At 61.9% G+C, this 14,070-nt stretch carries 7 protein-coding genes; 5 read left to right on the top strand and 2 right to left on the bottom strand.

The annotated features are described in order from the left end of the window. Positions 1-202: 202 nt before the first annotated feature. From BFP90_RS25825 to BFP90_RS25810, 4 genes are all read left to right on the top strand, one after another. Positions 203-2,191 carry an alpha-1,4-glucan--maltose-1-phosphate maltosyltransferase gene (locus BFP90_RS25825; protein WP_065898311.1) on the top strand — a complete coding sequence of 663 codons (1,989 nt, stop codon included), beginning with the start codon at positions 203-205 and terminating at the stop codon, positions 2,189-2,191. 145 nt (positions 2,192-2,336) lie between these two features. After that, positions 2,337-5,684 carry a maltose alpha-D-glucosyltransferase gene (gene treS / locus BFP90_RS25820; RefSeq protein WP_065898310.1) on the top strand — a complete coding sequence of 1,116 codons (3,348 nt, stop codon included), beginning with the start codon at positions 2,337-2,339 and terminating at the stop codon, positions 5,682-5,684. Continuing rightward, on the top strand, positions 5,681-7,918 hold the full coding sequence (gene glgB / locus BFP90_RS25815; protein ID WP_065895429.1) for a 1,4-alpha-glucan branching protein GlgB: 2,238 nt from the start codon (positions 5,681-5,683) through the stop codon (positions 7,916-7,918). Before treS ends, glgB begins: the two co-directional genes overlap by 4 nt. Before the next feature lie 741 nt (positions 7,919-8,659). Next, positions 8,660-9,787, top strand: coding sequence for a GGDEF domain-containing protein (locus tag BFP90_RS25810; protein WP_065898309.1), 1,128 nt, complete (start codon positions 8,660-8,662; stop codon positions 9,785-9,787). On the opposite strand, the gene BFP90_RS25805 is transcribed toward BFP90_RS25810, so the two are convergent. Both BFP90_RS25805 and BFP90_RS25800 read right to left on the bottom strand, forming a co-directional pair. Continuing rightward, complete coding sequence (locus BFP90_RS25805) at positions 9,766-11,970, bottom strand: GAF domain-containing protein (RefSeq protein WP_065898308.1); 2,205 nt, start codon at positions 11,968-11,970, stop codon at positions 9,766-9,768. The two genes, BFP90_RS25810 and BFP90_RS25805, sit on opposite strands and share 22 nt — an antisense overlap. A 151-nt stretch (positions 11,971-12,121) precedes the next feature. Further along, the gene (locus tag BFP90_RS25800) at positions 12,122-12,973 is read right to left on the bottom strand and encodes a CAP domain-containing protein (RefSeq protein WP_065898307.1); all 852 of its coding nucleotides are present in this window, start codon (positions 12,971-12,973) and stop codon (positions 12,122-12,124) included. Positions 12,974-13,149: 176 nt separating this feature from the next. Between BFP90_RS25800 and BFP90_RS25795 the strand changes: the two genes are divergently transcribed. Continuing rightward, a complete protein-coding gene (locus BFP90_RS25795; RefSeq protein WP_065898306.1) occupies positions 13,150-13,842 on the top strand; it encodes a GNAT family N-acetyltransferase in 693 nt (230 codons plus the stop codon). Positions 13,843-14,070: the final 228 nt, after the last annotated feature.

Genomic DNA, 14,070 nt, shown 5'->3' with positions numbered 1-14,070 from the left:
TGTGGCCTCCTTTGTGCTTTGCTCTATCGGTGGACAGCCACGGGAGGGAATTGATTCCCCGCCCGGTGGCGACATATCCGCCTGAACTTTTGCCCGCACCCCGGGCTCGGACCTAATACGGGCCTGCTCAGGGAGTGCGCCGCCATGTTACGAATTCGGATCAAGCACAGAGCGTCCACTGGGCGTAAGGGGAATATGCTCGATGACTGCTGAAACACTGGTTCCAGAACATTCCTTATTGCCGTTGTCCCAGGCACTGCTGTTACCCAGAATCGCCATTGAAAGCACCATGCCGGTGATTGACGGCGGCGAATTTGCCGTCAAGGCGGTGGTGGGCCAGCAGGTCAATGTCACCAGTAAAGTGTTCGCCGATGGCCATGACAAGCTGGCGGTGTTGGTGCGCTGGCGCCCGCTCGGGCAGGAAAACTGGCACAGCGTGGTCATGAATGATGTGGGCAACAACGGCTGGGAAGGTGCGTTTACCGTCACCACCCAGGGGCCCCATGAATTCTGCATTGAAGCCTGGATCGATACCTTCGCCAGCTTCTGCTATGAACTGCGTAAAAAGCATGAAGCCGGAGTGCCGGTCAGCCTGGAGCTGCAGGAAGGCCGCAGCCTGGTGTTGCAGGCCGCCGAGCGCAGTGACAACGAACTGCGCGATCGCTTGATGCTGCTGCACCACGAACTCTCCGGCCTGCTGGAAACCGAGCAGGTCGCGCAGTTCCTGCACGAAGACAGTGCACACCTGATGACCCAGGCCGACCACCGTGCCTATTTGAGCATCAGCACGGTGTACCCGATCGACGTGGAGCGCGAGCGTGCCCAGTTCGCCAGCTGGTACGAGCTGTTTCCCCGCTCGATTACCGATGATCCGGCCCGTCATGGCACCTTCAACGATGTGCATTCACGCCTGTCGATGATCCACGACATGGGGTTTGACGTGCTGTATTTCCCGCCTATCCATCCCATCGGCCGCAGCCATCGCAAGGGCAAGAACAACTCCCTGACCGCCGGTCCCGACGATCCCGGCAGCCCTTACGCCATTGGCAGCGAGGAGGGCGGACACGAAGCGATTCACCCGCAACTAGGTAGCCGCGAGGATTTCCGCCGCCTGGTCAAGGCCGCCGCCGACCACGGCCTGGAAATCGCCCTGGATTTCGCCATCCAGTGCTCCCAAGACCACCCGTGGCTCAAAGAGCATCCGGGCTGGTTCAACTGGCGCCCGGACGGCACGATCAAATACGCGGAAAATCCACCGAAAAAGTACCAGGACATCGTCAACGTCGACTTCTATGCGGCGGACGCCATCCCCGGCCTGTGGACCGAACTGCGTGACATCGTGGTGGGCTGGGTGGAAGAGGGCGTGAAGACCTTTCGCGTGGACAACCCGCACACCAAGCCGCTGCCGTTCTGGCAATGGTTGATCAGCGACGTGCGCAGCAAATACCCGGAAGTGATCTTCCTCGCCGAAGCCTTTACCACCCCGGCCATGATGGCGCGCCTGGGCAAGGTCGGTTATTCCCAGAGTTACACCTATTTCACCTGGCGCAATACCAAGGCCGAACTGAGTGAGTATTTCACCCAGTTGAACCAGTCGCCATGGCGCGAGTGCTACCGCCCGAACTTCTTCGTCAATACGCCGGACATCAACCCAGGCTTTCTGCATGAGTGCGGCCGGGCGGGCTTTCTGATCCGCGCCGCGCTGGCCACCATGGGCTCGGGCTTGTGGGGCATGTACTCCGGGTTTGAGCTGTGCGAGTCCGCACCGGTGCCGGGCAAGGAGGAATACCTGGACTCGGAGAAATACGAGATCCGTCCGCGCGACTTCACCGCACCCGGCAACATCATTGCCGAGATCGCCCAGCTCAACCGCATCCGCCGCCAGAACCCGGCGTTGCAGACGCACCTGGGGCTCAAGCTCTACAACGCCTGGAACGACAACATCCTGTACTTCGGCAAGCGCAGCGAGGACGGCAGCAATTTCGTGCTGGTGGCCGTCAACCTCGACCCGCACAACGCCCAGGAAGCGCACTTCGAGCTGCCGCTGTGGGAGATGGGCCTGCCGGACGATGCCCAGACCCAGGGTGAAGACTTGATGAACGGCCATCGCTGGACCTGGTATGGCAAGACTCAATGGACCCGACTGGACCCGCAGATACCGTTCGGAATCTGGCGCATCACTGCTCAATAGACGAGTGGAGAACAGAGTGTGGGAGGGGGCTTGCCCCCGATTGCGGTGTATCAGTCACCGAATGACCAGCTGAGCCACCGCCATCGGGGGCAAGCCCCCTCCCACATTGATGGCATTTGCGTCTGCAGCATTTCAGGAGTTTCAAATGGCGAAGAAACCCAAGGCAGCCACCTTCATCAAAGACCCGCTCTGGTACAAGGACGCGGTGATCTATCAGGTGCACGTCAAATCCTATTTCGACTCCAACAACGATGGCATTGGTGACTTTCCCGGGTTGATCGCCAAGCTCGACTACATTGCCGACCTTGGCGTCAACACCATTTGGCTGCTGCCGTTCTACCCCTCGCCGCGCCGCGATGACGGCTACGACATCGCCGAATACCGTGGCGTGCACAGCGACTACGGGACCATGGCCGATGCCAAACGCTTTATCGCCGAGGCCCATAAACGCGGGCTGCGGGTGATTACCGAACTGGTGATCAACCACACCTCCGACCAGCACCCCTGGTTCCAGCGGGCGCGCAAGGCCAAGCCGGGCTCGGCGGCGCGGGACTTTTACGTCTGGTCCGATGACGAGCAGAAATACGACGGTACGCGGATCATTTTCCTCGACACCGAGAAGTCCAACTGGACCTGGGACCCGGTGGCCGGCCAGTACTTCTGGCACCGTTTCTATTCGCACCAGCCGGACCTGAACTTCGACAACCCGCAGGTCATGAAAGCGGTGCTGTCGGTGATGCGCTACTGGCTCGACCTGGGCATCGACGGCCTGCGCCTCGACGCGATTCCCTACCTGATCGAGCGTGACGGCACCAACAACGAGAACCTGCCCGAGACCCACGGGGTGCTCAAGCAGATCCGCGCCGAAATAGACGCCAATTACCCTGATCGCATGCTGCTGGCCGAGGCCAACCAATGGCCCGAGGACACGCAACTCTACTTCGGTGACCGCAAGGGCGACGACGGCGATGAATGCCATATGGCCTTCCACTTCCCGTTGATGCCGCGCATGTATATGGCGCTGGCCCAGGAAGATCGTTTCCCCATCACCGACATCCTGCGCCAGACCCCGGAGATTCCGGCCAATTGCCAGTGGGCGATCTTCCTGCGCAATCATGATGAATTGACCCTGGAAATGGTCACCGACAAAGAGCGCGACTACCTGTGGAACTACTACGCCGCAGATCGCCGCGCGCGTATCAACCTGGGCATTCGCCGACGCCTGGCACCCCTGGTGGAGCGTGACCGGCGCCGCGTGGAACTGCTCAACAGCCTGTTGCTGTCGATGCCCGGCACGCCGACCCTCTACTACGGCGACGAAATCGGCATGGGCGACAACATTTACCTGGGCGACCGCGATGGCGTACGTACGCCAATGCAATGGTCCATCGACCGCAATGGCGGCTTTTCCCGCGCCGACCCGGCCAGCCTGGTATTGCCGCCGATCATGGACGCGCAGTACGGCTACCAGTCGGTCAACGTCGAAACCCAGGCCCAGGACCCGCATTCACTGCTGAACTGGACGCGGCGCATGCTGGCGGTGCGCAAGCAGTCCAAGGCGTTCGGTCGCGGCAGCCTGAAAATGCTCTCGCCGAGCAACCGCCGCATCCTGGCGTATACCCGTGAATACACCGGGGAGGACGGCCGCAGCGAAATCATCCTGTGCGTGGCCAACGTCTCGCGCAGCGCCCAGGCCGCGGAACTGGACCTGTCCGCGTTCGCCGGGATGGTGCCGGTGGAGATGCTGGGCGGTAACGCCTTCCCGCCCATCGGCCAGCTGAATTTCCTGCTGACCCTGGCGCCCTATGGCTTTTATTGGTTCGTGCTGGCGGCGGAAAACCAGATGCCCAGCTGGCATGTGGAACCGGCCCAGAGCATTCCCGACTTCACGACATTGGTGTTGAAAAAACGTATGGAAGAGTTGCTCGAAGAACCCGGTCGCACCACCCTGGAACAGACCTCGTTGCCGGCCTGGCTGCCCAAGCGCCGCTGGTTCGCCGGCAAGGACGCCACCATCGACAGCGTGCATATTGCCTATGGCGTGCGCTTCGGCGATGCGCAGCATCCGGTGCTGCTCAGCGAAATCGACGTCACCAGCGCGGGCCAGACCAGCCGCTATCAATTGCCGTTCGGTTTCCTCGGCGAAGACCAGCTCACCAGCGCCTTGCCGCAGCAATTGGCATTGGCGCGGGTACGCCGCAGCCGCCAGGTGGGGCTGGTCACCGATGCGTTCAGCCTCGAGCATTTTATTCGCAGTGTGATTCAAGGCATGCAGGCCGCTACCGTGCTCAATTGCAGCGAGGGTGACCTGCGCTTCGAGGCGACCCCGCACCTGGCCGCCTTGCAACTGACGGATGAATCAGCGGTGCGCTACCTGTCTGCCGAGCAGTCCAACAGTTCGGTGGTGGTCGGCGAGAGCCTGGTGCTCAAGTTGATCCGCAAAGTCAGCGCCGGGGTCCACCCGGAACTGGAGATGAGCGCCTACCTGACCGAAGCCGCCTACCCGAACATTTCGCCGCTGATGGGCTCGATGAGCCGGCGCGACGCACAGGGCGAAGACAGCCTGCTGATGATCGCCCAGGGCTATCTGAGCAACCAGGGCGATGCCTGGAGCTGGACCCAGAACAACCTCGAGCGGGCCATTCGCGACGAGTTGGCCGAAGCGATGTCCGAACAGGAGCAGCACTACAACGCCCTCGGCGAGCTGGCGGACTTCGCCGGCCTGCTCGGTCAGCGCCTGGGTGAAATGCACGTGGTGCTGGGCGCGCCCACCCAGAACAAGGATTTCAAACCTGAAGTCACCTCGGCCAGGGACACCCAGGCCTGGGCCAAGGACGTAGGCGCGCAGATCGAGCGTGCCTTGCACTTGCTCAAACTAAATCAAAGCCAGTTGAACCCCGCCGATCAGGCGCTGGTCAGTGAATTACTGGCGCAGAAAAAAGCCATCGGCAGCCACGTCCAGGCATTGGCGAAGGCCACGCTGGGCGGATTGCGGATTCGCGTCCACGGTGACTTGCACCTGGGCCAGGTATTGGTCGTCAAGGGCGACGCCTATTTGATCGACTTTGAAGGCGAGCCGGCGCGACCGCTGCATGAACGGCGTGGCAAACACAGCCCGTACAAGGATGTCAGCGGGGTGTTGCGCTCCTTTGATTACGCAGCGGCCATGGCCCTGAATGTGCAGGGGGTTGATCATTCGCCGGAGGCGGACGCCGCGCGTCGGCGTGTGACCGAGCGTTACCTGAGTGAAGCCCGCCAGGCATTTACCCAGGCTTATCAGGCAGCGACGGCTACACTGGCGCATGACTGGCAGGATGCCAACGGCCAGGACGCCGCGCTGACCTTGTTCAGCCTGGAGAAGGCCGCGTACGAAGTGGCCTACGAAGCGGAAAATCGCCCGAGCTGGTTGCCGGTGCCCTTGCAAGGGTTGCACGGTTTGCTCAGCGGGCTTACACCTGAATCGAAAACTGCACGCGGTGGGGAGACGTCATGAGTTTTACGCATAAAGAACCGCTGCAGCCCAAGTTGACTGCAATGCCGGCATCCAGGGACGTCGAAGCGCTGGTGCGCGCCGAGCACCCTGATCCATTCTCGATCCTTGGGCCGCACGATGATGAGCAGGGCGGGCAGTTTATCCGTGCGTTCCTGCCTGAAGCCCTGAGTGTCCAGGTCCTGGCGCGTGACGGCGGTGAGCCGATCGGCAGCCTCGACGCGACCCAGGTGCCGGGGCTGTTCGTCGGGCACTTCGGCACGCGCCAGGATTACCTGCTGAAGATCCAGTGGGCCGGCGGCGAGCAGATCACCGAAGACCCGTACAGCTTCAGCCAACTGCTGCTCGGTGAAATGGACCTGTACCTGTTTGCCGAAGGCAACCACCGTGACTTGGGCAATTGCCTGGGCGCCCAGGTCACCACGGTGGACGGCGTGCAGGGTGTACGGTTTGCCGTGTGGGCACCGAATGCCCGACGCGTTTCGGTGGTCGGCGATTTCAACGTCTGGGACGGTCGCCGTCACCCGATGCGCCTGCGCCATCCTTCGGGCGTGTGGGAAATCTTTGTCCCACGCCTGCAACCGGGCGCGGCCTACAAATATGAAATTCTTGGCGCCCACGGCATCCTGCCGCTCAAGGCCGACCCCATGGCCCTGGCCACCCAACTGCCGCCGGATACCGCCTCGAAAGTCGCTGCGCCGTTGCAAGTGCAGTGGCAGGACCATGAGTGGATGCAGGCGCGTGGCGACAAACAGAAATCCACCGCGCCGCTGTCGATCTATGAGTTGCACGTCGGGTCCTGGCAGTGCGAGCTGGACGAAGCGGGCGAAGTGTCACGCCAATACGGCTGGCGCGAACTGGCCGAGCGGCTGATCCCCTATGTGGAGCAACTGGGCTTCACGCACATCGAACTGATGCCGATCATGGAGCATCCATTTGGCGGTTCCTGGGGTTATCAGGCCTTGTCCCAGTTCGCGCCGAGCGCACGCTTCGGCTCGCCGGAAGATTTCGCCTACTTCGTAGACGCCTGCCACCAGGCGGACATTGGCGTGATCCTCGACTGGGTGCCGGCGCATTTTCCTACCGACACCCACGGCCTGGCGCAATTCGACGGCACTGCGCTGTACGAATACGCCAACCCGCTGGAGGGTTTCCACCAGGATTGGGACACGCTGATCTACAACCTGGGCCGCACCGAGGTGCACGGTTTCATGCTGGCGTCGGCGTTGCACTGGCTCAAGCATTTCCATATCGACGGCCTGCGCGTGGATGCGGTGGCCTCGATGCTGTATCGCGACTATTCGCGCAAGGCCGGTGAGTGGGTGCCCAACCGCCACGGCGGCCGGGAGAACCTGGAAGCCATCGATTTCCTGCGCCATCTGAACGACGTGGTCGCGCTGGAAGCGCCGGGTGCGCTGGTGATTGCCGAGGAATCCACTGCGTGGCCAGGCGTGAGTCAAAGCACCCAGCAAGGGGGCCTGGGCTTCAATTACAAATGGAACATGGGCTGGATGCACGACTCGCTGCATTACATCCAGCAAGACCCGGTCTACCGCGCCCATCATCACAACGAACTGAGTTTCGGCCTGGTGTATGCCTGGTCCGAGCGCTTTATCCTGCCGATTTCCCATGATGAGGTGGTGCACGGCAAGCACTCGCTGATCGACAAGATGCCCGGCGACCGCTGGCAGAAATTTGCCAACCTGCGCGCCTACTTGAGTTTCATGTGGATGCATCCGGGCAAGAAGCTCTTGTTCATGGGCTGCGAGTTCGGCCAGTGGCGCGAGTGGAATCACGACCAGCAACTGGACTGGTACCTGCTGCAATACCCGGAACACCGTGGCGTGCAAAAACTGGTGGGCGACCTGAACCGCCTGTATCGCGAGGAACCGGCGCTGCACGAGCAGGACGACGCGCCCCAGGGCTTCCAGTGGCTGATCGGTGACGACGCCATCAACAGCGTCTACGCCTGGCTGCGCTGGAGTAAAGACGGCAAGCCGGTGCTGGTGGTCGCCAACTTCACGCCGGTGCCTCGTGAGGCCTACGCCGTCGGCGTGCCGTTTGCCGGGCGCTGGAGCGAAGTGATCAACAGTGATGCCGATATGTACGCCGGGTCCAACTACGGTAATGGCGGTGCGGTGCAGACCGTGGATGAACCTCGCCACGGTCAGCCGGTGTCGCTGTCGTTGAACCTGCCGCCCCTGGGCGTGCTGATTCTGCGGCCACAAGAGCCATAGGTATCCAAACAAGGCTGCGGCGCCAAACGTAACCACGATGCGAAGCGAGGCGCTGTTGATCTTGATCTGCTATTGATCTTGATCTCAGGCGCCCCGTTAAACCACGCTGGCCGAACGCAGGCTTGAATTCGTGGGCAACCCGGCAGGACGCCGGGTTAGCCGCATTGGGCAAGGGATGACCCATTGCGGCGTCCCGGAGGACGCCATCGGGGGCAAGCCCCCTCCCACATTTGGACCGGAGTCGACACAAAATACCGGTCGGCTCTAAGGCCGCCGCGCTTTTGATCTTGATCTCAGGCGCCCCGTTAAACCACGCTGGCCGAACGGAGGTTTGAATCCGTGGGCAACCCGGCAGGACGCCGGGTTAGCCGCACTGGGCCATGGATGGCCCATTGCGGCGGCCCACGGATTCAAGCCTCCGTTCGGGCACACCGAGCATTAGCGAGGTGCCGAGTGGTGGGGCAAGAGCGTTTTGCTTACTTTTGCGCTTTTCAAAAGTGAGCCGCTGTAAAAGCGGAACCCATTGCAGCCGTTACCGCAGAAACGGATATGTACTCAACCCAATTCAACATCCTGGTCGGCCCAGAGGCCGCCATCGGGAGCAAGCCCCCTCCCACATTTGGATTGCAGAGCATCCGCTCAGAAGGGTTAAACGCTCTAGCACGCACGATCCTGTTGTCCGGGCTACTGGCAGGGTGCCACAATGGCGCCTCTGTCGGAGCAGCCAAACAGGCGAATCGCATGCATAGCCTTGGGCATGGGCAAGACCCGGACCACGTCATCGAAGAACAGGTGCGAACCGACCGTTTGCATCAGCTGTTTCGCCAGTCGTTCTCGGCCATCTTTGGCGCCTGTCTGGCCGCCATCATGCTCTGCTGGCTGTGCTGGGAGCGTTTCGATCACCAGGTCATGGTGGTCTGGCTGGTGCTGCTGGCGGGTTCCTCACTGGTGCGCCTGCAGCTGTTCCTTGAATGGTTTCGCTGCCCCAACAGCGAACGCACGCCCGCGCGCTGGGAGCGTCGTTATTGGCTGACACTGATGCTGTCGGCGGGGATCTGGGGCGGCGGGGCGCTGGCGGTGATGCCCGTCGATGACCGCCTGTCCCAAGTGCTGGTGATGCTGTTTGCCGTGGGCATGTCGGTCAGCGCAGTGTCGTGCTATTCGGCTTATCGCTCCATGTCGCTGGGGTCCATGGGCCTGGTGCTGCTGCCTTGTACCCTGTGGCTTTTGTTCCAGCCGGCGCCGATGCAGGTGGGCGTGGCGCTGGCGGTCTTGGTGTTTTCCTCCTTTGTAGTGGGCGCCACGCGCAAGCTCTCCGATGCCCTGGAAAAAGCCTTTCGCCTGACCCGCCAGATGGAACGTGCGCACACCCTTTCAACCCACGCCGCCCAGACCGATGAACTGACCGGGTTGATGAACCGTCGTGCCTTCTTCGAGCGTGCCCAGGCGCTGTACGCCCAATGCCATCGCGAGCAGCAGCCGTTGTGCGCGCTGATGTTGGACATGGATCACTTCAAAAGCATCAATGACACCTACGGTCATCAGACCGGCGATCAGGTGTTGCGCCAGATTGGCGGCGTGATCAGCGCCTCGTTTCGCCAGGTCGATGTGTCCGGTCGTCTGGGGGGCGAAGAATTCGCAATATTGCTGCCCAATACGTCTCTGGAGACCGCGCGCAGCATTGCAGAGCAACTGGTCCAGGCCATTGGCGACCTGCGCGCCGACCCGGTGCAGGGGCTGAGTGCCAGCCTGGGCCTTGCATCGACCCACGCCGAGCCGCTGGACCTGAATGGCTTGATGGACAGCGCCGACAAGGCGCTGTACCGGGCCAAGGCGCTGGGGCGTAATCAGGTCGCCGTGGCGGGCTGATCCTTGGCCATGGCCCTGGCTAACGCCCGCGCGACCTGTTCGGCGGAGTAGGGTTTGGCGAGGAACTCAAAGCCCTCGTACCCATTGTCCGCCAGTTCTTCGCTGTAGCCCGACACGAGCACCACCGGCAGGTCCGCACGGCGCTGACGCAGCAGCCTGGCCATGGCGACACCGGTCATCCCCGGCATCACCACATCCGAAAAAATCGCGTCGAAAGCCTCCGCGTCTTTGCCGGCAAGTGTCAGCGCCTGTTCGGCATTGGTCGCCCAGGTGGTCTGGTAACCCAGGTCCTTGAGGATCTGGCAGGCGAAACGTCCTACCTCAAGGTTGTCTTCGACGATCAGCACATGCCATTGGGTAACGTCCTGCGGTGGTAGCAGCGCTGGATGCTCGGCCTGCGGTGGTGCGACTTCGCCCTCCACCTGGGGCAGGTACAGGGTGAACACCGTACCCAGCCCGAAGGTACTTGCCACATCGATATTGCCGCCCGATTGCTTGGCAAAGCCGAAGACTTGCGACAAACCCAGCCCGGTGCCCTTGCCCACGGCCTTGGTGGTAAAAAACGGTTCGAAAATGCGTTCGAAAGTCTCGCTGGAAATACCGCTGCCGGTGTCGGCCAGGGAAATGCACAGGTGAGGCAGGCGCGACCCGGCGTCACCGCGAATGCGCGGCAGTGGCTGCTGCTCGACGACCTTGATGGTCAGGGTGCCCTGGCCGTTCATCGCATCGCGAGCATTGAGGGCAATGTTGATCAAGGCGGTTTCGAACTGGCTCGGATCGATGCGTGCAAAGCAGGGCTGATCGGGCAATTGCACCTGCACTTGAATGCGTGCGCCGGTAACGCTTTCGAGCATCTCGCCGATGTTGCGCACCCGTTGGCTGACGTCGAACACCTGCGGGTTCAGCGGCTGGCGGCGGGCAAAGGCGAGCAGTTGGCTGGTGAGCTTGCTGGCGCGCTCGACGGTATCGGACACCGCCCACATGTAGCGTTGCCGGCGTTCTTCCGACAGCCCCGGCTGGCGCAGGAAATCCACGGAGGAGCGGATGATCGTCAGCAGGTTGTTGAAGTCATGGGCGACGCCGCCGGTAAGCTGGCCGATGGCCTCAAGCTTTTGTGACTGGCGCAGCGCGGCTTCGGCCTGGGCGAGGGCGCGGGTGCGTTCTTCCACGCGCTGCTCGAGGGTCGCATTGAGTTCGGTATAGGCCGCCAGGCCGGCACGCACCGCGGCATCGGCGCGTACGCGTTCGATATGCGCCCAGGAACGTTCGGTGACTTCGCCCAGGAGCGCCAGGTCATAGGGCGACCAGTAGCGGGGTTGTCTGTCGTGCACGGCCATCAATGCGGTGAGGCGGCCGTCCTTGATCAGGGGCATGCAGAGGGTCGCCGTCACGCCGAGCGCCTGGAAATTCGCGGCTTCATGGGCCGGCAATTCGAGCACGTTATTGCGGATCACCAAGGGCTCGCCGGCCCGCAGGCAGGTCATCGCGCGTTCACCGAACGCGGCCAGGCTGTAACGGCCGACGATGCTCGGCGAGCCTTGCGCCGACCAGTCGCCGCGAATGGTAAAACCGTCCTGATCGTCTTCCATGTCGGCGTAGGCACAAATCGACACTTGCAGGTGTTTGGCCAACAAGCGGGTGGTCGAATTCATGATGGCTTCAGCGTCGGTTGCAGTGGCGACGCTGCTGCCGATAGCCTCCAGCACCGCCAGGCGCCGGGCGAGAAACACCGTGGCAGTGGTTTCCGTGACGGTATCGAGCAACCCGACCACCCGACCCTGGGCATCCCGAATCGGGCTGTAGCAAAAGGTGAAATACGCTTGTTCAGGGGCCTCGCCACGCTGGATCAACAGCGGAAAGTCTTCGATATAGGTGGCCTGACCGGCAAAAGCGGTGTCGGCGATAGGGCTGATGTCATCCCAGACTTCGTGCCACACGTCGCTGAACGGGCGGCCCAGGGCATCGGGCTTGTTACCCAGGATCGGCACGAAGGCGTCGTTGTAGAGGGTGATCAGCTGCGGCCCCCAGACGATGGCCTGGGGGAAGCTGGAGGCGAAGCACAGCGCAACGGTGGTCTTCAACACGTCCGGCCAGTGTTCAAGCGGCCCCAGGGGCGAATTGGCCCAATCATGCCGACGAACCCGCTCTGCCATTTCGCTGCTGCCTTGCAGCCAAGTCATCATTGGGTTCACACCTTTTTCGCAACGCGTAGTTAAGCCTTGAAGAGGTCAGACTGCCTAGCTACAGACCGATATGACCGCAATCAGTTCAGCACGTTACTCTCCCAGATAGCACTTTGATTTTATTGCTCATTTGGCGGCTCGGCCGCAGGCTTTATTGTGTGCCGAACAGCCCCGTCCAATAGATGCCCGCATCGCTTTTCGGGTCCATCGCGTAGGCCGCGCCCAAATCGCGAAATTGCGGGTTCATCAGGTTGGCGCAATGGCCGGGGCTGGCGAGCCAACCGTCGATTACCTTGCGCGGCGTATCGAGACCGGCGGCGATGTTTTCGCCGATATTTTTCCCGACATAGCCGGACAGTTCGGCACGGTCGCCGGGGGTACGGCCATCGTGGTCGAGGTGATCGAAAAAGTTACCGTTGGCCATGTTGCGCGTATGGCTGTTGGCGGCGTTGGCCAGGTCGTCGTTCCACGACAGCGGCGTGGTCGCCGTGAACGCCTGGGTGCCGCACTCGCGCGGCTGGGCGCGGGCGGCGTTGATCAGGTCGAGCAGCTTGCGGCCTTCGGTCTGCCAGTCGCCCAGGCCACTGGTCAGCAGCGGACGCGCTAGTACGATGCGCCAGTCCTGGCCGTTGTTGCTCACGCCGATATCGACGAATTGCGGGTCGAGCACCACGCGACAGAAGCTCTCACGCACCGCCTTCATGGCGGCCTCGGCGTCCCTGGGCCCGGACAGGCTGATGGCCTGCACGTTGACCATCGGGTACGCGGCCCGCGCCAGCGACTGCTGCAAATCGCCGACATTGGAGGCCGGCAGCACCAGCCGTGTGTCACTGGCCAGCGGCGGCAACTCCTGGGAACCCTGGTCGTTGCAGCGCTGCACCTGGCTGCGGTACTGGTTGATCTGTTGCACCAACTGACTTTCTTCATTCGCCATCGCGCTGGCGCAGAACACCGTACTGGCGGCCAGCGTCGTAAGACCCATCATCAATGACAGAACGCGCATGGACGTTACCCTTGAGCTTGAAAGTGCCCATGATGCGCGATCCAGGGGCATGCATGCACCCGTTGGTCCGAACTTTTTTCACTCAATTGTTGAGTGGCGGCTGTCGAGCACTCCGGCGACACGGCGCGCAACAGGTACAATTGCCGCTGCCTCGACGTGAAACCCCAGGAATTTGCATGTTCAGCCTTACCCGCTACACCACGCCCTGTCCCGAACCGGTCAACAGCCAGATCCTGCAGATGGTGGTCGACAACCTCACCGACATCAGCAGCGTGGCCCTGGCGCCCAGTAACCTGCTCTATAACATCTACCAGTACGCCATCGGTTTTGAGGTGCACCTGTATCTCGAGGCGCTGGACGGCTCGAAGGGCATCAGCGTTGAGCTGGTCGTGGCGATGCAGGACGAGACCGTCGTCGGCTTCTGCCTGTACCTGCCGGTGAAGGACGACCCTCAAGCCTGTGGCGTGGCCTTTATGGCCGTGCACGCCGGTTTCAGGCGCCAGGGCGTGGCCCGGGCCATGCTCGATGACGTGTTGGCGCGCTATCCCCATGCGGAACTGGCGTGTTCGGTCGAGAAGGTCCCCGCATTCGAAGCCATGGGCTTCAAGGTGCGCGGCGCGCGCGGCACGCAAGTGCTGATGAATACGCGGGACTACGGCACCGATGGGCTGATGGGGGTGCTGGACGTGGCTGCTATCTACAGCTCGCTGGAAGTGCGGCAGATCCATACCTATCTGCTGCAAAAGCACGGTAAGCGCGCCATGGTCGATGCGGAAAAGCAGCGTGATCGGCATTTGGATCAACTGACGCGCAAGGTGCGGGTGTTTGTGAGCGAGCGTTTGGCAAGAGGTTCGAACACTGAAGATTAAACTGTGGGAGGGGGCTTGCCCCCGATAGCGGTGTGTCAGTTGCAGATGCATTCACTGGCACTCCCTCATCGGGGCATAGGTATCTACACAACGCAGCCGCGCCCACCCGTAACCACAATGCGAAGCGAGCCGCTCTTGATCTTGATCTGCTTTTGATTTCAGGCGCCCCGTTAAACCACGCTGGCCGAACGCAGGCTTGAATTCGTGGGTAACCCGGCAGGACGCCGG

The organism is Pseudomonas sp. 24 E 13 (assembly GCF_900004715.1).
Lineage (GTDB): Bacteria > Pseudomonadota > Gammaproteobacteria > Pseudomonadales > Pseudomonadaceae > Aquipseudomonas > Aquipseudomonas orientalis_A.
Note: the sequence above shows the minus strand (reverse complement) of the source record. Positions and strands in the feature narration are given on the sequence as shown.